Source organism: Leucobacter faecis, from assembly GCF_054456635.2.
The window spans coordinates 100,521-126,924 of sequence record NZ_JBTJEP020000005.1; the positions used below are offsets into that span (position 1 = coordinate 100,521).

The 26,404-nt window shown below is 65.6% G+C and carries 34 protein-coding genes; 33 read left to right on the forward strand and 1 reads right to left on the reverse strand.

The window, feature by feature from the left end; genetic code table 11:
- Positions 1–14: 14 nt before the first annotated feature.
- From orn to ACXR2T_RS06015, 9 genes are all read left to right on the forward strand, one after another.
- Complete coding sequence (orn, locus tag ACXR2T_RS05975; RefSeq protein WP_458838774.1) at positions 15–578, forward strand: oligoribonuclease; 564 nt, start codon at positions 15–17, stop codon at positions 576–578.
- Positions 578–1,156, forward strand: a complete 579-nt coding sequence (locus tag ACXR2T_RS05980; protein ID WP_458838773.1) for a hypothetical protein — start codon at positions 578–580, stop codon at positions 1,154–1,156. Before orn ends, ACXR2T_RS05980 begins: the two co-directional genes overlap by 1 nt.
- A gap of 124 nt (positions 1,157–1,280) precedes the next feature.
- The gene (locus ACXR2T_RS05985) at positions 1,281–1,883 is read left to right on the forward strand and encodes a hypothetical protein (protein ID WP_458838772.1); all 603 of its coding nucleotides are present in this window, start codon (positions 1,281–1,283) and stop codon (positions 1,881–1,883) included.
- 46 nt (positions 1,884–1,929) lie between these two features.
- Positions 1,930–2,724: an exonuclease domain-containing protein gene (locus tag ACXR2T_RS05990; protein WP_458838771.1), complete on the forward strand. Its 795-nt coding sequence runs from the start codon at positions 1,930–1,932 to the stop codon at positions 2,722–2,724.
- Between the two features lie 11 nt (positions 2,725–2,735).
- Complete coding sequence (locus ACXR2T_RS05995; RefSeq protein ID WP_458838770.1) at positions 2,736–3,026, forward strand: DUF3039 domain-containing protein; 291 nt, start codon at positions 2,736–2,738, stop codon at positions 3,024–3,026.
- Entirely contained in the window at positions 3,023–3,568 is a 546-nt protein-coding gene (locus ACXR2T_RS06000; protein WP_458838769.1) for a hypothetical protein, read from the forward strand. The genes ACXR2T_RS05995 and ACXR2T_RS06000 overlap by 4 nt, the downstream gene beginning before the upstream one ends.
- Positions 3,565–3,939, forward strand: coding sequence for a hypothetical protein (locus ACXR2T_RS06005; protein ID WP_458838768.1), 375 nt, complete (start codon positions 3,565–3,567; stop codon positions 3,937–3,939). Before ACXR2T_RS06000 ends, ACXR2T_RS06005 begins: the two co-directional genes overlap by 4 nt.
- Positions 3,936–4,517: a hypothetical protein gene (locus tag ACXR2T_RS06010; RefSeq protein WP_458838767.1), complete on the forward strand. Its 582-nt coding sequence runs from the start codon at positions 3,936–3,938 to the stop codon at positions 4,515–4,517. The genes ACXR2T_RS06005 and ACXR2T_RS06010 overlap by 4 nt, the downstream gene beginning before the upstream one ends.
- 89 nt (positions 4,518–4,606) lie before the next feature.
- Positions 4,607–5,596 (forward strand): thymidylate synthase, encoded by a 990-nt coding sequence (locus ACXR2T_RS06015; protein ID WP_458838766.1) that lies wholly within the window; start codon positions 4,607–4,609, stop codon positions 5,594–5,596.
- A 472-nt stretch (positions 5,597–6,068) separates the two neighbouring features.
- Here the strand turns inward: ACXR2T_RS06015 and ACXR2T_RS06020 are convergent, their stop codons facing one another.
- Complete coding sequence (locus ACXR2T_RS06020; RefSeq protein WP_458838765.1) at positions 6,069–6,332, reverse strand: hypothetical protein; 264 nt, start codon at positions 6,330–6,332, stop codon at positions 6,069–6,071.
- A 135-nt stretch (positions 6,333–6,467) separates the two neighbouring features.
- Between ACXR2T_RS06020 and ACXR2T_RS06025 the strand changes: the two genes are divergently transcribed.
- The 24 genes from ACXR2T_RS06025 (at position 6,468) to iscB (ending at position 26,388) form a co-directional block, all read left to right on the forward strand.
- Positions 6,468–6,839, forward strand: coding sequence for a hypothetical protein (locus tag ACXR2T_RS06025; protein ID WP_458838764.1), 372 nt, complete (start codon positions 6,468–6,470; stop codon positions 6,837–6,839).
- Positions 6,840–6,975: 136 nt separating this feature from the next.
- Positions 6,976–7,872, forward strand: coding sequence for a hypothetical protein (locus tag ACXR2T_RS06030; protein WP_458838763.1), 897 nt, complete (start codon positions 6,976–6,978; stop codon positions 7,870–7,872).
- Positions 7,873–7,952: 80 nt separating this feature from the next.
- Positions 7,953–8,561, forward strand: a complete 609-nt coding sequence (locus ACXR2T_RS06035; RefSeq protein WP_458838762.1) for a hypothetical protein — start codon at positions 7,953–7,955, stop codon at positions 8,559–8,561.
- Positions 8,558–9,070 (forward strand): hypothetical protein, encoded by a 513-nt coding sequence (locus ACXR2T_RS06040; RefSeq protein WP_458838761.1) that lies wholly within the window; start codon positions 8,558–8,560, stop codon positions 9,068–9,070. Before ACXR2T_RS06035 ends, ACXR2T_RS06040 begins: the two co-directional genes overlap by 4 nt.
- A gap of 127 nt (positions 9,071–9,197) precedes the next feature.
- A complete protein-coding gene (locus tag ACXR2T_RS06045; RefSeq protein WP_458838760.1) occupies positions 9,198–9,749 on the forward strand; it encodes a hypothetical protein in 552 nt (183 codons plus the stop codon).
- A gap of 160 nt (positions 9,750–9,909) precedes the next feature.
- Entirely contained in the window at positions 9,910–10,272 is a 363-nt protein-coding gene (locus ACXR2T_RS06050) for a hypothetical protein (RefSeq protein ID WP_458838759.1), read from the forward strand.
- 383 nt (positions 10,273–10,655) lie between these two features.
- On the forward strand, positions 10,656–11,207 hold the full coding sequence (locus ACXR2T_RS06055) for a hypothetical protein (protein ID WP_458838758.1): 552 nt from the start codon (positions 10,656–10,658) through the stop codon (positions 11,205–11,207).
- On the forward strand, positions 11,191–11,784 hold the full coding sequence (locus ACXR2T_RS06060; protein ID WP_458838757.1) for an HAD domain-containing protein: 594 nt from the start codon (positions 11,191–11,193) through the stop codon (positions 11,782–11,784). The genes ACXR2T_RS06055 and ACXR2T_RS06060 overlap by 17 nt, the downstream gene beginning before the upstream one ends.
- Before the next feature lie 24 nt (positions 11,785–11,808).
- On the forward strand, positions 11,809–12,234 hold the full coding sequence (locus ACXR2T_RS06065) for a hypothetical protein (RefSeq protein ID WP_458838756.1): 426 nt from the start codon (positions 11,809–11,811) through the stop codon (positions 12,232–12,234).
- Between the two features lie 241 nt (positions 12,235–12,475).
- A complete protein-coding gene (locus tag ACXR2T_RS06070; protein ID WP_458838755.1) occupies positions 12,476–13,504 on the forward strand; it encodes a hypothetical protein in 1,029 nt (342 codons plus the stop codon).
- Positions 13,491–13,880: a hypothetical protein gene (locus ACXR2T_RS06075; protein WP_458838754.1), complete on the forward strand. Its 390-nt coding sequence runs from the start codon at positions 13,491–13,493 to the stop codon at positions 13,878–13,880. The genes ACXR2T_RS06070 and ACXR2T_RS06075 overlap by 14 nt, the downstream gene beginning before the upstream one ends.
- The gene (locus tag ACXR2T_RS06080) at positions 13,877–14,314 is read left to right on the forward strand and encodes a hypothetical protein (protein ID WP_458838753.1); all 438 of its coding nucleotides are present in this window, start codon (positions 13,877–13,879) and stop codon (positions 14,312–14,314) included. Before ACXR2T_RS06075 ends, ACXR2T_RS06080 begins: the two co-directional genes overlap by 4 nt.
- Complete coding sequence (locus ACXR2T_RS06085; protein ID WP_458838752.1) at positions 14,295–14,597, forward strand: hypothetical protein; 303 nt, start codon at positions 14,295–14,297, stop codon at positions 14,595–14,597. The genes ACXR2T_RS06080 and ACXR2T_RS06085 overlap by 20 nt, the downstream gene beginning before the upstream one ends.
- A 17-nt stretch (positions 14,598–14,614) precedes the next feature.
- Positions 14,615–15,049 (forward strand): hypothetical protein, encoded by a 435-nt coding sequence (locus ACXR2T_RS06090; RefSeq protein WP_458838751.1) that lies wholly within the window; start codon positions 14,615–14,617, stop codon positions 15,047–15,049.
- Positions 15,050–15,420: 371 nt separating this feature from the next.
- Positions 15,421–15,774 carry a hypothetical protein gene (locus tag ACXR2T_RS06095; RefSeq protein WP_458838750.1) on the forward strand — a complete coding sequence of 118 codons (354 nt, stop codon included), beginning with the start codon at positions 15,421–15,423 and terminating at the stop codon, positions 15,772–15,774.
- Between the two features lie 2 nt (positions 15,775–15,776).
- On the forward strand, positions 15,777–16,409 hold the full coding sequence (locus ACXR2T_RS06100; RefSeq protein WP_458838749.1) for a hypothetical protein: 633 nt from the start codon (positions 15,777–15,779) through the stop codon (positions 16,407–16,409).
- Positions 16,410–16,585: 176 nt separating this feature from the next.
- Entirely contained in the window at positions 16,586–16,930 is a 345-nt protein-coding gene (locus tag ACXR2T_RS06105) for a zinc finger domain-containing protein (RefSeq protein WP_489945499.1), read from the forward strand.
- Positions 16,931–16,963: 33 nt separating this feature from the next.
- Positions 16,964–17,275 carry a hypothetical protein gene (locus tag ACXR2T_RS06110; protein WP_458838747.1) on the forward strand — a complete coding sequence of 104 codons (312 nt, stop codon included), beginning with the start codon at positions 16,964–16,966 and terminating at the stop codon, positions 17,273–17,275.
- A 429-nt stretch (positions 17,276–17,704) separates the two neighbouring features.
- Positions 17,705–18,562, forward strand: a complete 858-nt coding sequence (locus ACXR2T_RS06115; protein WP_458838746.1) for a metallophosphoesterase — start codon at positions 17,705–17,707, stop codon at positions 18,560–18,562.
- A 111-nt stretch (positions 18,563–18,673) separates the two neighbouring features.
- Positions 18,674–19,282: an NUDIX hydrolase gene (locus ACXR2T_RS06120; RefSeq protein ID WP_458838745.1), complete on the forward strand. Its 609-nt coding sequence runs from the start codon at positions 18,674–18,676 to the stop codon at positions 19,280–19,282.
- A 75-nt stretch (positions 19,283–19,357) separates the two neighbouring features.
- Positions 19,358–24,052, forward strand: coding sequence for a helicase-related protein (locus tag ACXR2T_RS06125; protein WP_458838744.1), 4,695 nt, complete (start codon positions 19,358–19,360; stop codon positions 24,050–24,052).
- An 80-nt stretch (positions 24,053–24,132) separates the two neighbouring features.
- Positions 24,133–24,588 carry a dUTP diphosphatase gene (dut, locus tag ACXR2T_RS06130; protein WP_458838743.1) on the forward strand — a complete coding sequence of 152 codons (456 nt, stop codon included), beginning with the start codon at positions 24,133–24,135 and terminating at the stop codon, positions 24,586–24,588.
- A complete protein-coding gene (locus tag ACXR2T_RS06135) occupies positions 24,585–24,707 on the forward strand; it encodes a hypothetical protein (RefSeq protein WP_458838742.1) in 123 nt (40 codons plus the stop codon). The genes dut and ACXR2T_RS06135 overlap by 4 nt, the downstream gene beginning before the upstream one ends.
- A gap of 58 nt (positions 24,708–24,765) precedes the next feature.
- Positions 24,766–26,388 (forward strand): RNA-guided endonuclease IscB, encoded by a 1,623-nt coding sequence (iscB, locus tag ACXR2T_RS06140; RefSeq protein WP_458838741.1) that lies wholly within the window; start codon positions 24,766–24,768, stop codon positions 26,386–26,388.
- The last annotated feature ends 16 nt before the right edge of the window (positions 26,389–26,404 follow it).

Sequence of the window (26,404 nt, forward strand, 5' to 3'; positions counted from 1 at the left end):
GCGAAGGAGCCACCATGAATACCCCCGCCCCCTTGTGCTGGCTGGACACTGAAACCACCGGCCTGCATCCAGACGAAGGCCACCTGCTGCTCGAAGTGGCGTACGCCATCACCGACGCTGACTTGAACATTCTCAGCGAGCGCAGCTACGTCATCCGGCAGGACCCGTTCCAAGCTTCCCGCCTCATGCCCGAAGTCGTGCGCGACATGCACGAACGCAACCACCTGCTGCACGAAGTCTGGTCGGGCCGCGGCCTGGCGCAGGTGGAGCAGGAAATCATCGCCGATATACGTGCCCATGCGGCTGACGTGTCGCTGCCGGTCGCGGGGAACTCCCTCACCCTTGATCGCGCGTTCCTGCACCGCTTCATGCCGACTTTGAACGACGAGGTGCTGTCATACCGCAACGTGGATGTGTCGTCGATCTTCGAGCTCGCCCAGCGCTGGGCCCCGGACATCGCTGTGGCGTCGCTCGCGGAAAAGTCAGGCAGCCACCGCGCCCTAGCCGACGTGCATGCGTCCATCTCGCAGCTGCGCGTGCTGCGCGACCTGGGCTTTATCGGCGGCGAGCGTAAGTGATGGAAATGCTGATGTCCGCCCCTGCCCCGACCCATCAAGAGCTTCCCGCCTCGCTCGTGGACACGCTGCTGCACACCGCGACGCGCACCTGCCCGCCCGCGTCGATCTTCTGGACTGACCCGGAAGCGCGGGGGCTGCGCGTCCTCACCCGCGCCACCGCTACCGCGGCAGGTCAGATGCTGCTGCACGCCCGCGCTGACGCGTTCGGGCACACGCGCCGTGTCACCGGCACGGGCCGCTCGTTCGACATTGACGACGTGCTCACCTATTTCGCTCTGCTGGAAGAAGCATCGGCGTACGCGATGCACGAGCACGTCCACCGCCCGGACCTTTCTGCTGCGCAGGCGCTCACCGCGCTCGCCCTGTTCGAAGATCAAGCGGCGGCCGCTCCGACCTGGGATAGCTCCGCCGCGCAGGCGCTGAGCCAGGCCCTCCGACGCGGCTTCGCTCTGGTCAGCGAGCCAGGCAAGGCCGCGGCGGAAATTACCCTCGCCGACCTCGACTACGTTCTCCCGGACACGCGCATGTCGCGCCAGGAGCCGGACGAGCGCGGCGGCCCGGACATCACCCCGTTCTAGCTCTGCGCCTGCTTGGTTCACTTCTCCGCCGCCGCTCTCAGGTCATGTGCCCAGGAGCGGCGGCGTTGTCATGTGCGCGCCGCGTCCTATAGCTCAGGTAACACCCGAGCCGAGGAGGCCGCGCATGGCTAAAACGTACCCCGACCGCAAGCAGCATCTGACGCTGTGCGTGTGCGGGAAAATTATTCACCAGACCCGGAAGAACGCCCGCCGATTTGACGCTACTTTCGGTGCCACTGAGCGGCGGCATCCATACCGTTGCACAGAGTCAGGCGGCTGGCATCTCGGCCGCCTCACGAAGCTGCGCAAGCTCGGCGTGGACACTGTCACGGATCACATTCCATCTCCGGTGCAGCTCATGATCTCTCGCGGAAGGCTCGGCCTGTGTGTAGAGAATCTCGTCAAGAACGAGCTGTCGTACGCCCCCCGCCAGTACGACATCAGCGTGCATGTCGCTGAGTACATCTCCCGCGTGCAGCGCACCGAGGGCCGCGACCCGACGGTGCGCGAGCTCGGCCAGCAGCTGCCCGCGTCGTACCTGGAACTCGTGTCAGAGCCGGACGAAGACTGGATCGGCACCGACCGAGAATGGTGTTCCGCGGTGCAGCGCGCGACGGTGATGCAGCTTGCCTTGCAACGCATCGTCGTGATCGACCAGGGCACCCACACTGTTCAGATCGGTCCTCGCTTCGCTGAACTGCTGGACGCTCCCCCGCAGGCCGCGTAGCCGCGCCCGCTTATCGCACTCAATACCGCAAAGGAAAACGATTCTCTTGGACAACACTCCCGCCGCCTGGGCGCACGACCTGATCGTGTTCGACACCGAAACCACCGACAAAGACCCGTCCACGGCGCACATCGTCACCGCGGCGGTCGCCCGCCTGCGAGACGGTCACATAATCGAAGAAGCCCGCACCTGGCTGATCAACCCGGGCGTGCCGATCGCGGATGAAGCCGCCGCAGTGCATGGTGTCTCGAACGAGCACGCCGCCGCGCACGGCATGGACCCAGCGACCGCGGCCGCGGAGATGATCGCCGCGCTCACAGTCCCGGGACTCCCGGTCGTCGCTTTCAACGCCGCGTTCGATTTCACCGTACTGCGCCACGTCGCCGAAACGCACGGCGTTCCGTTCACGCTGCCGTCGCATATTCTCGACCCGTTCGTGCTCGACAAAGCGGTCAACAAGTACCGGAAAGGCAGGCGCACGCTCGGCGCGGTATGCGCGGTGTACGGCGTCACCCTAGAGGACGCGCACGACGCTACCGCCGACGCGGTCGCCGCCGGGCAGCTCATGTTCGCGTTGAGCCCCGCCGTCTCAGGCCTGTCGCTTGAACGACTCAGCGAGCTGCAGCCTGAGCTCCATGAGGATCAGGCCGCGAGCCTCGAAGCGTTCTTCCGCCGCACTGACCCGGCCGCCGTTGTGGAGCGCGGCTGGCCGCTGCGCCACCGTCCGAGCCCCGCCGTGGTCGAAGAAGCCCCAGGCTCCGCCGTCAGTAGCGCGGGTTCCGAGAATCTCACCGGCGCGTTCTATAGCGCTGGTGAAGCCCACGCCGCGCCCCCGTTTTAAGGAGCATCACCATGACACAGCATTCTCTCCCCCACGCTGAGATCGAGCTCGACGACGGCCCCGGCCCCGGCGGCACCGCGCTGCTTGAGCGCACCGAGGAAACCACCGAAGAGACGTTCATCGTGGACGGTGACCAGGAACGCTTCTCGCACTACGTGCCGAAGGACAAGATCATGGAGTCGGCGATGACCGGCCAGCCGGTGCGCGCGCTGTGCGGAAAGCTGTGGGCGCCGAACCGCGACCCGCAGAAATTCCCCGTCTGCCCGGGATGCAAAGACGTGTACGAGGGAATGCAGGAATGAGCAACGCCACCTTGCCCCTCTCGCTCGAGCAGCGGTCCCTGAACCGCCGCCTCTCCGCGCTGCGTCATGCCGGCCCGTGGATCGCGGACAGCCCGACCATGCAGTCCGGGGTGGCATCGCTGAACATTGCCGCGACGTTCTCGCACGAGGGCTGCGACCTTGACGCGGCGCAGGCGGACGAGCTGGCGGCACGCCTGATCACAGACCCGGTGCTGGTGTTCGCTGGCATCTCGATGTTCAATCGCACACCGTTTCGGAAGTACCGCGGCACGAGCATCACCGCGGCCGCCGACCTGCTGGAACTTCCGCCGGAGACGATCGACGCTGCCCGGAAGCTCGGCCCGCGCCCGGCGATCACGCGCAACATCCACGGGAAGCTCACTGCGCCCCTCACCACGAAAACGCTTGACGACCTCGTGCGCTCGTGGGTGCTGAGCGAGCACGGAACCGACTTCCGGATCGGTGCCATCCCCCAGGTCGCCGACGCCCGCGCTTATCTGCGGGACCTCGCTGAACGATTTGAACGACTGGAGCAAGCATGACCACCACCCTGTCTGAACGTCTCGCGCAAGCCGAGCTGGATGGCACCGCCGACGGCGCGCTGCTACGCGAGGCCCGCGCCGCTATCGACGCGATCCCCACCGAGCGGGTGTGGAGCGAAGCAGAGCTTGACGCGCTGCCGGACGACTCGCTCGTCGGCGTCAACGCCAGCCCTGAGGGCTGGGACGAGCCCAGGTACGAGGTGTTCCAGAAGTGGGGAGACAAGTGGTCCCACCTCGACCCCACCGACCGGGACGACGGGGAGTACCTCGCAGCGAGCGGGTACCTGATCCATCTCAGCTCCCGCTACGGGCAGACGCACGCCCGCATCCGCGCACTGTACATTCCCGAGGTGACAGAGGTGGGCTCGTGAACACACAGAGGCTCCGCCGGATAGCTGCGCAGCGAAAGAAGCGCCGGAAAGAGCAAGCCCACTCCAAGACGCTACATGCGCAGGCGGTCGAGCTCACCAAGCATCTGCGCGGCTACAACATAGAAGCATGCCTCGATGGAGACCAGGTTGCATTCACCGTGAGAGAAAAGCTGCCCTCAGCGCCACTCGGAGTAGTGGGAGCGATCGTCATCGCCTTCGGATTCGCAGCCTGGTGGGGTGACAATATCCCGCTGATCAACGTTGCGCCATCTGTCGCATTCATCATGGCGCTGATTGCCGCTGGATTGTTCATGCTCGCTTTCGCTCTGCTCACACGCGAGCGCACCTGGTCGCTCACCACGGCAGTCTCCGACCCGCTGATAGCCAGCATGCTCGAGCGCAGCGAGACGATACAACAGCTCCGTCTCCGGTCTGAACCAGGCCGAGGAGAACTCCTATTGCGTCAGCGTCAGCGTCTCACCGCCGCCATCACGAAGCACCCTCAAGCCATTCTGCGGCGAGCGCCGTCGCTGCTTGACCGGGTGGTGGCAGCGGTGCGCGGTCTCTGGCGCTGTTGAAACCGAAGCACATCGCGCTCCGCTACTCACCGATCATCACTTCGCGCAGCCTGACCACCTCGCAGCACATCAACCTAAGGAGAACACCGATGCCTCAGCAGTCCCCAGAACAGATCGTCCAGTCCAACCCTGCTATCAAGGCTGCCGTGCTCGCCGCCGTAAAGCCGGGGGCAGCGTCTGACGCGGAAGCTGTCCGTAATTACCGCGCTGCGCGCGACGCGATCGTGGCTGCGCTGCCGGACTTGGAGCGGCACTTCCAAAACGAGAAGGCCACACCGCAAGCCATCCCAACCCCGTACGAAGACCTGCTCCGGCGCGTGCTCACTGAGGGCACCCCGAAAAGCGACCGCACCGGCACCGGTACGCGCTCTATCTTTGGCGCCCAGATGCGCTTCGACCTGAGTGAGTCGTTCCCGCTCATCACGACGAAGAAGGTGCATCTCAAGTCGATCATTCACGAGCTGCTGTGGTTTCTGAAAGGCGACACGAACGTGGCGTACCTGCGCGAGCACGGGGTCACAATTTGGGATGCCTGGGCAGACGAGCGCGGCGAGCTCGGTCCGGTCTACGGTGCCCAGTGGCGCTCATGGCCGGCCCCCGATGGTGCGCACATCGACCAGATCGCGCAGGTGATTGAGCAGCTGAAATCGAACCCTGACTCGCGCCGCATCATCGTGTCCGCCTGGAACGTGGCCGAGCTCGACAAGATGGCGCTCATGCCTTGCCATGCGTTCTTCCAGTTCTACGTCGCGGACGGCAAACTGTCCTGTCAGCTGTACCAGCGCTCGGCCGATATGTTTCTTGGAGTTCCGTTCAATTTAGCCTCGTACGCCCTCCTCACGATGATGGTCGCTCAGCAGACCGGCCTCACGCCTGGCGAGTTCATATGGACCGGCGGGGACTGCCATATTTACGACAACCACATTGAGCAGGTGGAAGAGCAGCTGAGCCGCGATCCGCTCCCCTATCCCACGATGCGGATCCGTGAGCGCGACTCGATCGACGGATACGAGTACGACGACTACGAGCTGATCGGCTACGAGTCGCACCCAGCTATTAAGGCTCCGGTGGCGGTGTGAAAGCGAAATACGCTGCCGCGATTCGGCGCGGCATTGTCGCGGGTATGCAGGCGAGGTACGGGGATCCGGATGATCCGTACTACGAGCTCCGATCGACGTTCATATGGGGCGGTACCTCAGGAAACAAAGCAGCGAAGCTCACTTTAACGGCATTCACTCGCACCGCCACGAACTGCGCCCAATGCCGAAAAGCGCACATGACTCCCGAGGAACGTCGGGAAGCAGCCCTTGTGTTCAAGAACGTTCACGCCCGCTACGTCGAAACTCGCGATCAGCGCGAGAAGAGACTGCTACGCGAAGAGGTTGAAGCCCTCCGCACGGAGGTGTCCCAGCTGAGGGCGGAGGCGCAAGCATGAGCGCCGTGCACGCACGCACATAAAGAAAGCTCCCCGGGAGATGCCAGACCAACCGATCGTCTGAGAGGCATCTTCTGGGGAGCTTTTAGCTTATCGACCATCGGCCGAATGTTCCGCTACACCGCGGCGGTGACGAGCGACGTGTCTCGGCCGTTCTCCCGGAACGTGGACAGCACGACCTCGTACAGCGAGAACACGGCGATGCCACGCCCGATTCCGAGCCGCACGTCGAGCGGGTCGTTTTCCTTCAGGCGGCGGATCATTTCTTTGCCCTGGTCGAGGAGCAGGCGCTCCCAGCGGTTGTCGTCCAGCGTGCCGCGGACGGAGGGGGTGGCGTCGTTGATCAAGGCGATGGTCTCGGTGTATGTCTGCTGCTTCATGAATGGCTCCTCGCGCCGTCAGGTTGGGTTCCCCTCCCCTATAGGACGCGCCGCGCGAATACCGCAGCGCGTCCTATAGGGGAGATACCACCCCCGCACGTCCTGTGCCGGGGCTGACCCGAGGAGGACGGCAAGATGCCTATTCACAACGCAGCACCTGCCCCATACCAGGTGGACACCGCCGGGGCGCCGGACCGGCCCTGCGCCCAGTCGGACGCCGACCAGATGCTCGCCGCTGAGTTCCCCACGATCACTGGCCAGGGCCGCGAAACGGGCGAGTGGGTCTCCCCCGGCGGCGCGAAGTACGCAATCATCGAATGCCCAAACGGCTTCTACTGGGTGGAGCGAGACAGCGCCGACCATGACATCAGCGACAGCGGCGCCTGCTATCCCGCCTACGCCGACGCCCGCGACGCTGCCGCAGCTTATGAGAAGGCTTGGCTTCAAGAAGCAGCGCTGCTCGCCAAAGCAGAGCCCCTGTCCCGCGAGCGAGGTCGAGCGGCGTGAGCACCGAGCGTACAACCCTGCGCATCGTCAACGATGCCCTACCGGGGCAGGTTCATCTCTCAAGCTACGGTCAATCACTCGGCCCTGAAGGGCCGGGCTTCAGTCGCTCAACGAACAATGACACGAAGGAGACGCTGTGAACAAGGAATCGACCAAGCAGGAAGCCCTGGACATTGAACGTCAGGAGCTCGGGCAGCTGATCCGTGACAACTTCAATCAAGAGCGTGACCGCGGCGACGTAGATCCGTGGATGCTGGGTGACGCCATCCTCGCGGCTGGTTTCACTCGCGGCGCTTCGCTTGCCAACGAGGGCGACGACTCGGCGAATCAGGACCCTCGCGCCGAAGCAGCGCGCGCTACGCTCAAGGATCATCTGCCGATCTTTTCCGCCGCGCATGGCGATCGGCGATGGTGCAGCACCTGCGACGAAGATTTCGATTCTAAGGACGCCGCCCACCAGCACGCCTTGGATTATGCCATGGCCGCCGCGCTGAAGGCTGATCCTGGACCGGCCGAAAGCGCGGCGCAGATTGAAGCCCGTCCCGATATTTTCAAACGGCGCGAGAGCTGGGGCAGTGTCAGTGCTTCGCAGCAGGGTTCTGACGGTCGGGTAGGGCGATATGTAGCAGTTAAAACGATCTCGCTGCGCGTGCGCCTCTTTATCGCTGTCGTCGCCATGCTCTCGGGCGTAGTGTCATCCATCTCGATCTTTCTGGCCATGACAGAGGCGGCCCCTGACTTTGTTCTCCTGAGATACGTCCAGGCGATCACGATCGCCATGGCGGCGACGGTTGCTGCAGCGGTCACGATGGAACCCAGGCAGGCAAAGGCCTTTATTGCCCGGGATGATACTGGCTCTACTGCCTCCGCTGTCCGGACTGCCGTTCCTCAGGGCACAGAGCCGATTTCGCGCTCACAGCGGCGTGCGCTCGTCCGAGCACTGTGCGCACACAAGCTGGATCAATATAGGACCCAGAGCGGAACTGAGACGGCTCGATCCCTCGCGGCCGACCGCGCCGCCGGGGCTCTCTAGCGTCACCCTGCCGCCGCGTCCCATAGCGGAGTACGAGAAGCCGCTACGGGACGCGGCCGAAAGGGAAAGGCAAAAGAATCATGCTGCAGATACCTGCGGGCCCAGAACCTGCACCGACCCGCGTACGCGCCGTGGCCCGCGCGATCTATATCGCCGACAGTATTGACGCTGACGGCGCCGTCAATTGGGACGCACAAAAGGTGGGTGCGCCCTATGTGAGCGAGTATCTCGCCCTTGCTCGCGCCGCACTGATGGCCGATCCCGGACCGGCCGCCGAGGCTGAGCGTGACGCTGCGCGCACCGGTCTCGCACGAGTGCGGGACCTGACTGCCCGGCACCGTTCAGTCGAGCAGCACAATGAAATGGTGCCGATCACCGACATCGCCGACCTGATCCGCACGCCGACGTCGGCGGACTACCTCGCCGCGCTCGACGGCACTGGGGCTCATGCGCCAACACCCGCCCCAGCGCCCACGGGCACGAAGTGGTACGCAGCATGCTGGCATCACGACAACGGAGCGATCGAACCTCTCGCACCGGAGACGGTGATGCGCGAGCACGCTGAAGCACAAGTCCAGGAGCTGCGCGCGGCCGAGCGGGACAGCCCGAACGGCCAGCCCGACCGGATCGTGCTGGCCGTGAAGCTCCACCAGCCGTGGCGACCAGTGGACGGTGGTGAGGGCGCATGACCGCGATTGTTGAGCCGCTCACTGATGACCGCGGCTTTCAGCAGGCCGGCCGCGCAAAATCACTGCTGCCGCGAGATCAGGTGCGCACGGTGGATCTCAACGTTCTCGCCCAAGCCCTGGGTCGTGAGCTGGATCATTCTCGCGGAGCGGCCAAGCCCTTCTCAGAGGTTGTGAATCGCTTCTGCTCCGACCATAAGGTGCAGCTCCCCCACGGACTAACGCCGCACTGGGTGAGCGCTGGCGTCTCGCAGATCATGAGCGCAGACGAGGTGTACGACTCAGAGCATCAGCGCGCTGCCCGCGCCGCTCAACACTTGCTCGGCGCCCTGCTGGGGCGTCGGGTTCTCGCACGCGGGTGGTTTCCGGGCGAAACGGTCCGCGTGGCCGGTGTCACCTACACGCTCACCGGCAACGCATGCCCGCGATGCGCCATCAATCCGGAAGCGTCCGGCATCGGTGGCGGCGTCCGCTGCATCAGTTCGGCCTGCGGGTACTGGTGCTGCGCATGAAGCTCTGGCACCGCCTCAAGCGGCACACCATCATCAGCACCCCGTACCTGATCGAAGACGAAGATACGGGGCACCAACAAGAAGCTGTGCGAGTCGCGTGCAGCTGCGGAACGAAATGGAGAGAACGATGACCGACAACCAAGAGATCAGCCCGACCGACGCACAGGTGGAGGCGGCGGCAATGGCTCTTGCCCAGGAGACACCGGCACGGAGCGCGAGCGGCTGGCGTAATCTGCATGAGTTCGAGCAAGAAAAGTTCCGAACCGCCGCCGGTGCCGCTCTCGTGGCTGCTGCAGTTGCCGCCCCGGCACCCATGGCAACCGCAAGCGGCGCAGCGACGAGCGGCGATGATCCTGCAAGTCACCCTCGCATCTTCGCGCGGCCGGCACCGGGGGCCGCTCGCCCTTTGAACGCGCTGCACCCGGCAGTGGACGCCCACCAGGCTCAGGACGAGTCTGGCGCGGTCGAAGCCAGCGATTGCTGGCATGAGGCGAACTGTCGTTGCGCGCACCGCCCCGCCGCGGACCAGCTCGCTGCGATCCTGCGCGAAGGCGAAGCCGCCTGGCACCTGAGCGACGAGAAGAGCCAGCAGTCTCATGCGTGCGGCGCGCCTGATCTGAAGTCGAAGTACCTCGCTCGCTTTGTGCTGGATCGAATCGAGGGGCAGCGCCATGGCTGAGCGACGTGGCGTGCGGCCGCGACTCAAGGTCAGTGCGCGCGTCTTTATATCCGTTGCATGCGCGCTCACGGTGGCGGCGCTCACCCTGTCACTATCGGCTTGCGGAGTGCTGCCTAGCAGGGGGATCAAAATCCCGCCTCTTCCCCTTGGCCAGCACCAAGTGAGCGAGCCTGCGATAAGCACCCTCCAGCAGGCGCTGATCGGCATAGGCGACCCGGTGGTGGGTGCGCGCGTGTCACAAGCGAAGTCAGGGCTGTCGAGCTACCTGCTCGTCTCCGTCACGGTCGACGAGCAGACATCAGATGTGAGCGCCGGCCTACTGAGACAGATTCTGACCACCCTCGACGCACACTGGCCCGAGGGTGAGCGGCGATTCAGCCTCAGCGCGCATCAAGCAGGCGCGGGGGCGATCGACACCGGCGGCGCGGCGCGCGAGCTGCTCCTCAGTGAAGGCTCCATCGACATCACCGGCAGCATCAGCATGTCGCGCATCGGCCTCTCCGATTGGGCGCAGCCGTGGTAGCGAACGTGCCCGCGCCGCCACTAGAGCCGGTGTCATTTGCGACCGGCCGACGCCTGCCGAGACTGGTGCGACTCAAACGCGCGCTGCGCCTAAGGGAGGTCGAGTATCACGTGCCCTGCCCCAGGTGCGGCATCACCGTGGTGACGCGCCGCGCGAGGATGACCAGCCAGGTGCTGCGAGATCATTTCGGGAACCAGCAATGTGATGACAACATTGCGCGCCCCTGCGAGTACGTAGCGATAGAAGGCTTTCGCTGGCACTGCCAAGCGCACCAGTCCTGGGCTGACACGCATCGGCGCTCGTGCGCGAAGCAGCTAGCTGAAACAGCAAAACACAAGCCGCGCATACATAACCCCAACCCACCCGAAATCCAGGAGCAGAAAATGAGCCCAGCACCATCCGCCAACTCAGACCCGGAGCTAACCGGTGAGCACACGGTGTTCGACCAGCACAGCCACCCAGTGCAGGCAGTCTTCGGCCCCGCGCTCGTCGTCGGCGCTGATGATCCGAACGCCGAGCACCGCTGGGTGAGCGGGGAGGCTGATGCGCCGATCGCGGAGCGCGCGTGCGTGAACTGCGGCAAGCAGTACCGGCCCACCGATCCGCACCAGAAGTTCTGCGCGCACCTCTGCAAGCTGCACAACTACCAGCTCCGCCGGTACGGGCAGGAGCACGCTGACCGCTGGCTGCAAAACCGCTCGGCGCGTATCGCGCGCTCCACGTACACCGACCCGGCGCAGGAGTACGTGTACCGGGCGCGCACGTCGGAAGCCTGCACCGGTCCGCACGTCACCGAGCAGCGCGCGCTGACTGCCCTCGCCGAGCTGACCGCCGAGCACGCCCCGGAGCCAGTATTCATCGAGCGGCGGCTGCGGTACCCGTGGCAGCCGCAGCGGCAGATCGTCGCAGAGGAGCAGCATGCTGCCGTCCGCTGATCTGCTGTTCGACATCGACGGGACGATTGTGCCGAACTTCCTGGGCGAGGTGCCGGGCATCTCGCGCCAGAAGGTGCCGTACCTGAAGCTTCACGGAACCGGCGAGGAGATCCCCCGGCACGTGCTCGACTTGATGCGCTGGGCCCACGGTCGGTCAGATGTGCAGCCGCACTGGTTCAGCGCCCGCCTCGTGGACGCCCGCGAGCGCACTGTGAGGGAGCTCTTCCCGAACGCCCTAGTCTGGCCCGACACCGCGCTCACACCGACGGACCGTCAGAGTCACGTGTGGTGGAAAGTGCAGGTGATCGCCCAGTGGCTCCGAGACCCTCGCAATGTTCACCGCCGACTCGTAGCGCTCGACGATGATCTGTCCGACTGCCTGCGCACAGGCGAACTGCCAGCCGAGCTCGCCGCGGATACTCGGTTCCTGCTAATCAGCCCGGACCACTGCATCGGGCTGACCGAGGAACAGACCGACGCGGCCGTCCACTTCATCGCGCACGGGGTCCGCCCCACAGACAGCATGGTCGTTCCGAACACCGACCCGAACGCCGCGTCCTATAGGGCACTCACATAGCCGCCCCAGAACGGAGTAAAAATCATGAGCGCCGCCCAGACTATCCAGCACGCGATCGAGCGACTCGAAAAGCTGCAGCGAGACGCCACCCCAGGTCCCTGGATCGCACGCTTCGACGGTGACGAACCTCACGTCATCGAAACCGCAGACGATCTGCCTGACGAGATCAGGGTCGGCGGCAGTCGCTGGGTGGACAGTCCCGGCGTGTACCACACCACCGACGTCATCGTCGACCTGGATGTCACCGCACTCGACACGTTCGACGTGCGCACCGCGGCCGCTAACGCTGAGCTCGTCGCCGCACTTGCAGGCGCTGTCGGCCCCATCCTCGACATTTTGCAGCAGGCCCGCAGACTGCTCGCGTCCGGACTCGTGGGAGACAGCGGTCCGGAAATCCGCCACGCGACCGCGCTGGCGGCGGCGATCCTCAGTGAAGGGCGGTCCTTGTGAGGTGCCAGCAGTGCGGTCGTGCGTTCTCCCGCCGCAAGGCTGAGTCGAACTACGCCTACCGGCGCCGCCAAGAATGCTCGGCCCGCTGCGCCCGTCTCCTCGCGCTGCAGCGCCAGGCACAGTCACCCGGGCGCGCGGCGGCGCGAGCGCTGTGGGAGGCCGCCGAGCACATGGCTCAGGGCGGGAAGTGAGTCGCCAAGGCGACTCGACCGTGCAACCGAAGAAAACAAGGAGCAAGACAATGTCTGATGATCCGATGACCACCGAAGAGCCAGCTGCCGAGCCAAGAGAGGGTAAGTTGTGGCACTCGAACGAGATCGTGACTGACAACCGAACAAACGAGAAGATCGCAGCGAATGCGATTACCGGCTACTGGAAGGACGAGGAGCTGGAAGGCCCGACACGCTTGCCGAATCTCCACGATGCGGACAGCGGGAAGGATGTGGTCGCCGCGTTGTCTGCTGCTGGCCGTCTGCGTGAACCGGGTGAGCAGCCTGTAAACAATGCTGGACAGCTCACGGACGCACAGGTAGAAGCGGCGGCACAAGCTATCAGTGATTACGAGCGCGAGTGCTCACGAATGATGGTGGCTGAGTCAAAGAGAATCTGGGGCCACGGAGGCGCATTTGTTGCGGAGCACGCGGCAACCAATCGCGGGAGGGCTCGCGCCGCCTTCGTAGCCGCTGCAGCTGCTGCGGGTTCCACGCCACAGGCGGAAGCATACGATCATTGCTGCCAGCACCCCAAATGCCCCGGCGACTCGCTTTGCTGCTGCGCGTCTGAGCAGAGGCTACGCAATGGCTGGAATCAGTGGCGAGAAGAAATCGCTGGAGACAGTAAGCAAGCGTTCCGTGACGGTTATCAGGCAGGACAAAACGATCCCGCCCCCTGGACTAACTCTCCGGCGCTTTCGTCGAGCACCTGTCAGCACAACATGGTCAAGTACACAGATTCGGTGAGCGAAAAGAGAGAGAATTTCTGCTCCCTATGCGGCCACGAGCCGTCGAGCATTGTAGACATTTCTGACCTGCCCGACCCGTCAACGACTGGAGGCGAGACATGGCGCGGCCGAATCGTCACTGCTTCATTCGAGGACGGCGAAAGTGGCTTCGACTGCGGGCTTGAAGACTGTGAGTGTCCCGAGCACGATCAGTCGCCGATGGCCGCTGGCACGTATGTCACGATCAAGCTCGACCAGGACGAGCGGATCGGGCCGGCCGAGGTCGAGATTCGCGTGCTTGCCAAGGGGAAGAACGATGCCGAGCACTAAATACGTGCGCGCCCGCTACGGCGGCACATGTGAGGCGGAGTTCTTTCATCCGAACCTGATCAGCCCGGGCGACATCACGCGGGTGACTACTCATTTTTCGAGCGACGAGCTGGTTACCTGTCACGGGGTGCCCGCGTTCACGCGCACGCGCGTCTGCCAGTGGTGCGTCATCCGAGACGCGCAGCACGGCGCGACGCGAGACGAGTACGGGCTGTTGCAATTCCGCGACAAACACGGCGATGTGTGGGTGTTCGGCCCAGACGGGCTCATGCACACGAAAGAGACCGCACCGTTCTCGTTCGAGCACGTGCAGAAGAAATGGGGCCCATTGCGCATCATCGGCGACGCGGGCGTGAAAGAAGGAGCAGCATCGTGAGTTACATGTTTGACCCTGCGCCTGTAGGGGCGCACGCCCGAGACTGGAACCCGAACGGGCTTGACGAGCAGGAAATCTTGGAGGACCTGTTTCGGGAGATCACCGTCTACGATCACGAGCGCCGCGCGCACCACGACGCGGACGGTTTCTTCGCCGATTTCGCGTTCAGCGACGCCTGCCGCGCGCTCGGGCATGAACGCGGCACTCCTCCTGCGGGTGAATCATTCGACCCGTACGAGGACGACCCGCAGTTCTCGGACGGCACCCACGACACCGGCTGGGACGGGGAGATCATCTGCCTGGACACTCGCCGCGGCGTGGCCTGCACCGTCTGCGAGGATCACTGCGCGTACGCTGACCAGGCGGTGCCGCTCTGGCGTCTCGTGCAGGCTGTTCCCACGGAAGAAGAGCCCGATGCACACCATCAGCGCTGAGCCCGTCGCGCGCATCCCGCACACGAGCGAAGTGTGCCGGCAAACGATCGAACCCGGCGAGCGGTACGACCGCGGCACCACGTTCGACGGCGGAGACGTGTTCACCTGGCGTGCACATCTCACGCCGTGCACCGAGGCCACGGATCGCGCCCGAGCCTCCATCTACGGCGAAGAAGCGATCGCCGGGGACGACGTGCGCGCATGGGCGGCCGACGCCGCGGAAACCGACCCAGTCGCCGCCGAGGTGCTGCAGCGACTGGGCGCCTCGCATACATCTCCGTAACGAAAGGCAAGAACACCATGAGCCAAGACGACCAATTCCCGACCAGCGAACAGGTCGACCGCGCCGCCCGGGCCGGCTGGGATTTCGATGCGCAGGTATCCGAGATGTTCGGTAAGCCTGTGCGGCTCAGCTTCGACGATCTTCCCGACTGGGCACGGGAAACGCACTTAGACAAGGCCCGCGCTATGCTGCGCGCCGCCGGTCCCGACGACCGGCCAGACCCTTGCAAAATGACGCACACACCGCCGTTCGACTTCGGGCAGTGCGAGACGCACGACACCACGTTCCCGCTCGGCGGCTCATGCAAATGGCACAAGCAGGACTCGATCGCCGCGGTGCTGCAGCAAGAAGCCGACGAGCAGCGCGGCCTGAAAGTGCGGGCCGCGCTGCGAGCCGAGCAAGCCGAAGCTGCTCTTGCCCAGATTCAAGCAGAACGCGAACAGGGTGGGTGAGCTGCGCGCCGCCGCTGAGCGCAGTGCTTCGGGCGGCGCCGGAGCACATCGCCGCGGGCATATCGAAGGGTTCATCATCGCCGCCGACCAGGCCGTCCCGACCCGGGCTGAGCTAATCGAAGCGGTCGAGCAGGAGGTGCTCGCCTCGGTCGGGGCGTGCACCTGCGATTCTGCGTATACAAGCAGGAAGCGCACGGATCCAACGTGCGTCTGGTGCGCGGTTGGGGCAACATTCCCGGCAGACGTCGCCGACCGCATCCTCGCGCTGTGCGCCGCCCGACTCCGCTCAGCCTGACCTGGCACTGCGATCGGCACCCTCGCGTCCCGTCCTATAAAGCAAATATCACCGGCATCACACGCAAGGAGGCCTCATGCTCGCCAGCACTCTGATCAACACTGACCGTGCCCCGTGGAGGGAGCGCGGCACCGGTAGGCGATTCGCTGACGCGGATCAGGCCGCGGGCAGCCGAGCAGCGCTCGCGTACGAGCCGCGGCCCGAGTGGGATAACCAGCCCAACATGCTGCTGATCGCGTTCCGCTCCTTCGCGCGAGCGCATCGACGGATCACCACCGTTTCAGATTGCGCGTGGGGCTGGCTCCTCGACCAGGACGGGCCGCTCACGCAGGAGTACCTCGCGCTGCGCACCATCGACATTGAAACCGCCCGGGAGCAGCTCGCCCACGCCCGCCGGGTGCTTACACGCCTCGCCGCCCAAGGAGCCTAACCATGCCTGACCCGACATCACCCATCTCGGACGAGCAGCTCGACGCGCTCACCGTGGCCGCCGAAGCCGCCACTGGCGGTCCGTGGCACTGGGCCGGGAACACCGACACGGGCGAGCCGTACCTTGCCACCTGGATCCCCGGAGCGGGCCGCTGCCAGGTGCTCAGCATCGGGCACGAATACCGTGCCACTACCGGGCGGCAAGCCGACGAGGTGCGTGAGTGCGCCGCAGACTTTGGGCTCGACCCGGAAGAGACCGTGCGCGACTGGGCGCATAGCGCTACGGGCGAGCCGATCCAAGAACCACGGCTGCAATTCATCACCGACCTGATGCTCGAAAACGCGCGCGACCTGGCCGTGTACGAAGTCGCCCCGGAAGCCACCGACCGCGAAGACCCGCGCGTGTACCGCGCAGACGTGGTCGGCATCAGGCACCCCGACGCCACCTATCTTGCGGCCGCGCACCCCGACGCGATCCGCTCGCTCATCGCCCGGCTGCGCGCCGCTGAACAGGCGATCGCCCGCGTGCGCGCCCTCGAGCGACACCGGGTACCTGCGGCGTACGAAGCAGACGGATACTGGCCCGCGCTCGACGCTGACGACGTGGACGCGGCGCTCGCAGGATCCGCAGCCTGATCCGGATCTCTTAACTCGCGTCCCATAGAGCAGATAGCCCGAACACCAAGCCCACAGGAGCACGCCATGCCCGCTGATAAACACTGCCGCTGGTGCGGCCACATGCTCGTGCGCCGCCTTGACGAGAGCGCGTCGAATTTCGCCCGCCGCAGTCACTGCTCGCGCTCGTGCGCCGTGTGCACTCAGAACCGCGAGCGGGCGCGTGCCCGTCGCCGAGAAGCGAGCCGGTCGTGAACCTCACCTCAGTGCCCTGCCCCCGCTGCCAGGCTCCGGCCGGGCGCCGCTGCGTCACCACCGGCACCGCGCGTCTGAGCTCCCCGCACCGCGTGCGGATCGAGCGTCTGGTTGCCGAGGCAGCACGATCGGCCGGTGCCCGCGCATTGCGTGAGGTGGCAGATCAGATCGAAGCGGCGGCCGAGCGCACGGACCACGTGTTCACCGAGCACGCTGTGGTGCAGGCTGGCGGCGCGGCCCTGCTGCGTGAGTACGCCGAAGCATACGGGCAGCGCACCTTCCGCTAATCACCCGGGATCAATCACAGAAAGCGATAGGCCATGCACTTCAAAAATAATGACCTGGACAGACAAGAAGCCAGCGATCAGGAATCTAAGTTTGCCTGGTGCCTCACGTTATCCGTGCTCGGCCTAACCTCACTACTGTTCGGTTTTGGCAGATTCGTCTACTTCATGACCGATGAGAGCTCACGCCCGTCGGACTCTCACCCGATGGTACAACTGGTGATCGCTATTGCGCTTCTTCTTATCTTCGTCATCAGTTTCTGCTCACTTTTCTTCGTAGAGAAGTACTACGAAAAGCGGGAGGAAGATCGCTACGTCAAAAGGCGCAATCGGGCTCGGAACCAGTAGTCAGCTCCGCGAATCAAAGAAAGAATGCTTATGAACTCCGACCACCTTCGCCCACTCACCAAACTCATCGCCAAAGAGCCCATACGGCTCATTAACGGTCGCAGTGAGACCGCCTGGCAGCCTGTGCTGAGTGACGGCACACGCATGTACCAAGTGCACTACGACGACGGACTCCCCGTTCTAGGGAGTGCATATTGGGCCGCACCTGATCACGTGCCAGCACCTGAGGGAAACCCTGGACCGTGCGCCTACATGGATAAGAACGATGCTCTGTACGCCGCCCATCTTGAAGCAAACCGCCGCGAGAACGCAGAGAGTAAGCGCATTGAGGACCGCGCTCGGCAGCTTAGACACCATCGGGAACAACGAGCGAAGATCGCATCCTCTCGCTTTCGCGAAGCATAAACCAGACGAGTCAGAAGGAGCACCATGTCCCGCCTCATATTCATCGGTGACGTTGGAGGTCACCCCAGCGTCTTCGAAGCCTGCTTGCGCCAGGTGGGAGTCGGCGCTGACTGCCGCATTCCCGACGGGGTGACCCTGCTGCAGGTCGGCGACCTCGTGCGCTGCACGAAAGCTCATTTCCGTGCAGGCAACCTCGCCTGCGTTGAACTCGCGGAGCGCCTTTTGGCCGCCAACCCGGATCAGTACATCCAGCTCGCGGGTAACCATGAGGCCGCTGCCTTGGGTGGACCCAAGCGTGAGACGTGGGAGGTGGACGCTTCGCTATGCCTCGACACCCGCTTGAAACTTAGCCGCATGTGGGAGAGCCGTCAGATGTGTCTTGCGCACGCGGTGACCAGCCGCAGCGGCGTCGAATCGCTCATCACTCACGCGGGCCTCACCCTTGATCGCTGGCTCTCACTCGGAGCGCCCACCTCGGCCCACGAGGCCGCGCAGATCGTCAACCGCGACATCGGCCGTGACATGGCCGCCTGGTCACGTGCGGGCTCCCTCGTGGGTGAGCGTGACCTGATGGCCGACACGATGTGGGCCGAGGTGAATCTGGAGTTCTATCAACCCTGGTTGCGGATCGGCACAGCGCCGTTCAACCAGATCCACGGCCATGCGTCACCGCACAACTGGAACACCGACCGGTGGTGGGATGACGCCACCCCGGCCATACGCGCAGCCACACGCGTAGATCACGTACGCCGCCGCACCGTCACGCGCAGCGGCGGCCGAGGCACCAACGGGTTCAGCGCCCGCAGCGTGGACTGGGTACTCGGCGATGGTGCTCCCCCGGCAGGAATCTGGCCGCTGTACGAGTTGCACACGGAGGAGTGAGGAAGACCGCGTCCTATAACGCAGAGAACCCGCCGTTCGGCCGTACGGGCGCCGCTCGGGCCACTAAGGCTTCGGGCACGACGCCCCAGCACCTTGTCGAAAGGAATCACCTTGACCAACACGCAAGCCTCACCTGCGCTCCGCATCGCCTCTTCCATCGTGCTCGTGCGCGATTCTCCGAAAGGTCTTGAAGTGCTGATGCAGCGGCGCCACCTCACCATGCCGTTCGCGCCGGGCGAGGTCGCGTTCCCCGGCGGCGGTGCAGAACCGCAGGACCTGGGCGATCCGCGCCTCACGGCGGTGCGCGAGCTGCACGAGGAGGAGGGCATCACGCTCGACCCTGCCGCGCTCGTGCCGCTGCATGAGTGGATCACGCCCGCGCAGCTCGACCTGCCGCGCCGCTATCTTGTGCACTACTTTATCGCCGAGTGCCCCGCGGATGCCCCCGTCCCTGCCGCCACCGAAAGCGTCGAGTCGATCTGGGTTCGACCCGCTGACGCGATCCGGCTATTCGCGGCGCGCGAAATGCCGATGGTGATGCCTACCTGGTGGCATCTCGTGCATCTGCTCGGCCGCGGCAACGCCCGCACCGCTCTAGCGGCTTCTCAGAGGCTGTTTCCGCGCGCCGCGATTGCCGACCGGCTCGAGCACGACCCGGCGGCGCGGGCGTACTACGCGCACGCAGGCCTCGACGGCTCGTATCGAGAGAGCCGCGGTTAGCTCCTGGATTAGGCCGCCGCCCGCGTCCTATAGCGCCAGTGAGGCCGCAAAGCGCGGCCGCTGAAAGGTGCTCTCGTGTCACTTCCCGCTGCCGCCCGTTCAAGCCTCGCCGCGCTCGCCTTGCTGCACACTCTGCCGGACGGGGCCGACCTCACGGACGCTGACCGGGCCACGCTCGCGGCGTGGACAGGCTGGGGGCCGCTCGCGCCCGCGCTGAGCCCTGCTCCGGCGGAAGAGTGGGCAGACGCCGCCGACCAGCTCGAAGAGCTCCTCTCCCCCGAAGCCTACGCTGCCGCCGCTGAAATCTGCGATACCAGCTTCTTCACTCCGCCCGTGGTCGCGGAGGCAGCGTTCGCGCTGCTGGTCCGTTCAGGGTTCACGGGTGGCCGTGTCTTAGAGCCCGGCTGCGGGTCAGGAGCGATCATGTCAGCGGCGCCCGCCGACCTGCCTGTTGCTTGGACTGGCATTGACCGGGACCCGACCGCGGCCCGCCTCGCGCAGCTGCAGCACCCGGACGCCCGGATCATCGCCGCGCCGCTCGAACAGCACCACTTCCCCACCGGCAGTTTCGATGCGGTGATCGGCAACGTCCCGTTCGCCCGCACCGCCGTGTACGACCCGAACTTCACCGGCGACACCGGCAGCCTGCACGGCTACTTCACGGCCCGCGCCTTGGACGCGGTAAAGCCCGGCGGCTACGTCGTTATCATCACGAGCCGCCACTTCCTCGACAGCATTGACCAGCAGGGCCGCGACCGCGCCGAGCTCGTGTCAGCAGTGCGCCTCCCCGCAGGTATTTTCCCCGGCACGGACGTGGTCGCCGACATTGTCGTGCTGCGGAAACCCGCGCATGACGGGGCAGAACGCGCCGCCCTGATCCCCGCCGCGGACGAGCAGCATGCGACCGTCGCGCATCCGGAGCCGTTTCATAGTGTGCGCGTGCACGCCTTGTGGGGGCGCTATCCCGCCCTGGTGGCCGGGAACATGACCGCAACCGGTTTCAAACCCGCCCCGTTGACGGTGAAAGCACGTGACCGGAAGACCGCCCTGGCGGCCGCGCTGCGCGCCGCGACGGCGCTGTATGAGCCTGAGCACCAGTCACCTGTCGGGGCGGTCGCGTCGCTTGACAACGTGCCGCTGCATGATGCGGACGGCCGGAAAGAAGGCAGCTTCCACGAGCTCGACGGCGCCATGCACCAGGTGTCCGGCGGCATCCTCACCCTTGTCGCCCGGGCAGGGAAAGAGCTCCGCGCGCTGGTGCGTCTGCGCGATGCGGTCACTGTGCTGCTCGCGCTTGAAGCTGACCTGGACCTGCCGGACTCAGACCTCGATCCCGCCCGGCATCAGGCGCTCTCCCTGTACGAGACGTACGTGAGGCAGCACGGACCAATCGGCCGAGGCACCCTCACTGAAGGAAAACCCGACCCGGACACAGGCGCTCCGACCTACACCTGGCGCCGCCCCGCCCTCGGCGGGTTCCGCAAAGACCCGGACTATCTCACCGTGCTCGCGGCGGAACAGTTTGACCAGGCGACCGGCGAAGCATCCCCCGCCCCGCTGCTGCTGCGTCGCGTGAACCGTGCCCCCGTGATCGTGGACCGGGCGGAAACCCCCGCCGAAGCGGCTCGGCTCGCGGCAGGCCCGGGCGGGGTCGTTGACCTGGACCGCGCCGCCCGTCTGCTCGGGATCGCGGAGACCGAGGCCGCCGAAGCGCTGGCCGGGCACGGATTCATGGACGAGCATGGCCGGTTCATTCTCGCTGGTGACTACCTCTCCGGCAATATTCGCGCGAAGCTGCACGCCGCTGAGCAGGCGGGCCTCACCCGGCAGGCCGAAGCGCTGCGTCAAGCGCTGCCCGAACCGCTCGGGCCGCTCGACATTCGCGCGCAGATCGGCGCCACCTGGATCGCGCCCGGCATCGTGGAGTCGTTCTTGCGCGACGAGCTACGTGCCAGCGGCACGGTGTCGTACGCCCAGGCCGTAGCTGCGTGGGAGATCGCGCAGGGCTACTGCCACAACGTCGACACGAACACTCGGTACGGCACCCCCGATGTCACCCCGATCCGGCTGCTGGAGCTCGCGCTCAACAACAGCACCCCGGTCGTGTATGACGAACTCTGGGAGGACGGCGCACCCCGCCGGGTGAAGAACGCCGGCCGCACGATCGCCGCGGAAGAGAAGCAGCGGGCGCTTGCTGAACGGTTCGAGATGTGGGTGTGGGAGGACGCCGACCGGGCGCGCGCCCTGTGCGACGAGTTCAACCGCCGCTTCCGTTCGCACCGCCCGCGCACCGGCGACGGCGCGCATCTCACGTTCCCGGGCCTCAGCGAAGACATCACCCTCTGGGATCATCAGAAAGATGCGGTGGACCGGATCCTGTCCGATCACCGCACGATCCTGCATCACACCGTCGGGGCGGGCAAGTCGCTCGAAATGTTGGCCGGCGCGATGAAGCTCAAGCAGCTGGGGCTCGCTCAGAAGCCGCTGATCACGGTGCCGAATCACCTGCTGGAGCAGATGGCCCGCGAAGCGCGCACCGCCTACCCGACCGGCCGGTTCCTGATCGCCGGGCGTGAGGAGGTTACGAAAGACGCGAAACGTCTGTTCGCGGCGCGCTGCGCGACTGGCGACTGGGACGCAATCATCATGACGCACACCGCGTTCACGTCCATTCCTGTGTCCGCGCCGCTGGAAGAGCAGTGGATCGAGGAGCAGAAAGCTGAGCTATCCACCGCGGCGGCGTCGATTCAGCGGTGGGAAAGCCCGCGCAGTCAGAAGAAAATCGCCGCCGCGAAACGTCGCCTTGACACCGCCCTGCGCAAGCTGCGCGAAGACGCCCGCCGCGACCCGGGCCAGGTGACGTTCGAGCAGCTGGGCGTCGACCACATCGCGGTCGACGAGCTGCACATGTTCCGCCGCCTCATGGTCACGTCCACCAGCCAGTCCGGGTTCTCGCTCGGGCATTCTAAGCGCGCTACTGACCTGGCCCTGAAAATCCGCAGCCTCAGTGACCGGCACCCGGCTAAACCCGTGTTCGCCGGGTTCACCGGCACCCTCATTTCGAACAGTCTCGCTGAGATTTTCGTGTGGCAGACGTACACGCAGCCTGAACGGCTCGCGGAGGCTGGTGTCGCCGGGTTCGATGCGTGGGCGGCGACGTTCGTGAAGTTCGAGACCGCAGTGGAAGTGAAACCGACCGGTCAGGGCTTCCATTTGAAGCGGCGCCCGCGCCATATCCGCAACGCCGCCGAGCTCGCGTCGATGCTGTCGGAAACCTGCGACACCGTCACCGCCGAGCAGATCGGGCTGGAGCGCCCCACCTGGACAGTGCACAACATCGTCAGCCGCCCCACCGAGGAGCAGGAGAGCGCCGTCGCGGAGCTCAGCGACCGCGCCGACCTGATCTACCAAGGCCAGGTCGCACCGGAAGATGACAACATGCTCGCGATCTGCGGGGAGGGCCGCGCACTCGCCCTCGACCCAGCGCTCGTGGATGTGCCCGGCGGAAGCCCGACCATGACCGACGCCGCCGATCAGATCGCGCAGCTGCACCGGCAGCACGCTGCCCGCCTGTTCGGGTCATCACCGGTGCCGGGCATGCTGCAGCTCGTGCTGTGCGACCTCGGCACCCCGAAACCCGGCCGCAGCAGCAGTTACGGCCGTCTGCGCGCCCTGCTGGCGGACCGAGGCGTGCCCGCGGCTCGCGTGCGGTTCGTGCATGAAGCTACCACCGATAAGGCACGGGCGGCGCTGTTCGCGCAGTGCCGGGCAGGGGATGTGTCCGTGCTGATCGGGTCGACCGCGAAAGTCGGGGTCGGCACAAACATTCAGACCCGGCTCGGCGCAGTCCATCATCTCGACGCCCCGTGGATGCCCGCGGACGTGGAACAGCGGGAAGGCCGCGCGCTGCGCCCGCAGAACCTCGCCGGTCACGTAGACATTTTCCGGTACGTCACCGAGGGCACGTTCGATGCGCTGTCATGGGAGACGCTCGAGCGGAAAGCGAAAGCGGTGTCCGGGTTCCTGTCCGCGGCGGCGGATGCCCGCGAAATTGACGACATCACCGATGTGGCGCTGTCGTACGGGCAGGTGAAAGCGCTCGCAACGGGGCGGCCGGAGCTGCTGCGGCTCGCGGAAGTGTCGAACGACATTCGCCGGTTGCAGCTGATGCGCGCCGTGTGGAGTCAGCAGGTGCACGCCGCTACTGATCGGCGCGGGAAGCTCGATAGACTGATCGCAGATTACCGCCGCCGCGGCGAGCTGATCAGTGAGGCGCTGGACCGCCCGCGCGCAGATGACCGCACGGGGCGGATGTACGCGCTCGCAGAGGCGGGCCGCGAAGCGTACCTGTCGAAGCAGCATTCGTACGAGCAGCGCACCTCCCGCCGCCAGTGGCGCGGCCTGGACCTCGCGCTCGTCTGGGATCCGAAGCAGCGGGCCATGCAGCTCGCGCTGTACCACGGCTACCGCCTCCTCGACCAGGCGGGCGTCCCGCTGAAGACGGTGCGCCGCGGCCCGGACGCGCTCGCTCGGGCGCTTACGGCGCGGGCGGACGAACTGATCGACGCTCTTCCCGGCACGCTTGATCGGGTGCAGGCGCTCGCCTCTTCCGGTGAGCAGGAGCGGGGCGAGCTGGACGTGTTCATCGCGCAGGCCGAGTTCGAGCGTGAGGGTGAGCTGCGCGCTCTGGAAGAGGAGCGCCGCCGGATTCAGCAGCTGCTCGAGGAGAGCACCGCTCCGGCGGAAGAGCCTGCGCTGCAGGCGGCGTGAACTACGGCGGCCGCGTCCTATAGCGGTGGTGAGGCGGAACACGTCTGCCTCGCCACCGGCACAAACTAGGAGCATCCGCTTTGTCCATTCAGATTAAGTTTCACGGCCGCCGCCCCACCCAGGCCACCCCGGGCGCTGCGGGCCTCGACCTGCACGCCCACCTTGAAGAGGGCTACGTGCAGCATCTGCGCCCCGGCGCCGCCCAGGTCATCTCAACCGGCACGTTCGTGGAAATCCCCGCCGGTTACGTCGGCCTCATCACCCCGCGCTCCGGGCTCGCCGCCCATCACGGCGTGACTGTGCTGAACGCTCCCGGCACGATCGACTCGGACTACCGCGGCGAGCTGAAAGTGCTGATCGAGAACCGCGGCAGCTCGTCTGTCTCGTTCCGCGACGGGGACCGCATCGCACAGCTCGTCGTTGTCCCCCGCCCGGACATTCAGCTCGTCGAAGTATCCCCCGCCGACTTCACCGACACCGAGCGCAGTGACGCCCGCTTCGGCAGCACCGGGCGCGCGGCGCAGGTGCAGTCATGAGCTCCGCCGAAACCCTGGTGCGGCTGCACCGCAAGGTCGAACGCACCGTCACTCTCGTGGGCCAGGTGATCCGCAAGTTTCCGCGTCAATCACCCGGCCCTAAAGGACCGGGCTTGTAACACGGCCCAGCCCTTTAGGGATTGATTGACCAGACCAAGACACACCAAACCATTGGAGGTGACTACGTTGAACGTACGTGAGCAGACCCACCAGAGAGTGCTTCCTCAGCTCTCTGCTCTGGAATCGGTATCAGCAGACAAGGAACGGGTATCCACGAAACGGGGTATCGACGCGGGCGTGCCCGCAGCGGGCGTTCAACATGGTCGAGGGGAGACCGGCACCCGTCAAACGGTGTCGGCGTCACGGGCAGCATCCTCGGGCGCTGCCCAGCCCGGCGGGGGTAACCCCGCCACACCACGCAATAACCTGGCGGCGCGCGTGTTCGTGCTCGACCGCCACGGGCAACCCCTGCAGCCTTGCCACCCGGCACGGGCGCGGGAATTGCTCGCCAAAGGGAGAGCGGTCGTACACCGCCACACCCCTTTCGTGATCCGATTGAAAGACCGCACGGTCAAGGAATCGACCGTGGCCGGGGTGGAGGTCGGCATCGACCCCGGATCCAAGCACACCGGCCTCGCCGTATTCACCACCGACCAGGCTGCCGACCCGAGCACCGGTGAAGTGACCACCGCGCGGGAAGCGGTGTGGCTGGGCGAGCTCGTGCACCGCGGCCTCGCCATCAAGAACAAGCTCCACGCCCGCGCCGCTTTGCGTCGTGGCCGCCGTGGTAGAAATCTCCGCTATCGGGCGCCCCGGTTCCTAAACCGTGCTCGCAAGGCCCGCCCGAACGCGGGCTCCTGGCTGCCGCCGTCCCTGTGGCATCGGCTCAACACGACACAGACGTGGATGCTCAGGCTCTCACGTTGGGCGCCCGTCACGGCCGTGCATGTGGAGCAGGTCAGGTTCGACATGCAGCTCCTGCAAGACCCGACCATCACCGGGGTGCAATACCAGCAGGGCACGCTCGCGGGCTACGAAGTACGCGAGTACCTGCTGGAGAAGTGGGGTCGCCGTTGTGTGTACTGCGACGCTCCCGGCACCGGCCCAGACAGTGTGCCGCTCAACATCGACCATGTGCGTCCGCGAGCGCGCGGCGGCTCTCACCGGCCCTCGAACCTCGTCACCGCGTGCATCCCCTGTAACCAGCGCAAAGATGCCCGCCCGGTGGAAGAGTTCCTCGCAAACGACCCAGCACGGCTACGTCGTATCCTTGCTTCCTTGAAGCGGCCGCTCGCGCACGCCGCGGCGGTGAACGCGACCAGGCGGGCGATCGTGCACGCCCTAGCTTCGACCGGGCTGCCGGTGCATGTGTCTACGGGCGGGCGCACGAAATACAACCGCCATGTCAGCAATGTTCCGAAAAGCCATGCCCTCGACGCCTTGTGTGTCGGGGAGGTTGATGTGGTGACGCGCTGGCCTGCTCTCGCGCATATCGCGCACTGCACCGGAAGAGGTGGATACAAGCGCACCGCGTCGGACAAGTACGGATTCCCGCGCCTGCGCCTCACCCGCCAGAAAACACATTTCGGGCTCATCACCGGCGACCTGGTACGCGCGGTAGTCCCGTCGGGGAAGAAGCAGGGTACACATGTCGGCCGCGTCGCCGTGCGTGCGACCGGATCATGCGACATCACCACGAAAGACGGCACCATTCAAGGCATCGGCTGGCGTCGTATAGCTCTCATACAGCGCGGAGATGGGTACCGACACTCCTCCGCTCCCACTCTAGAAAGGAGATAGCGGCAAAGACCGGAAC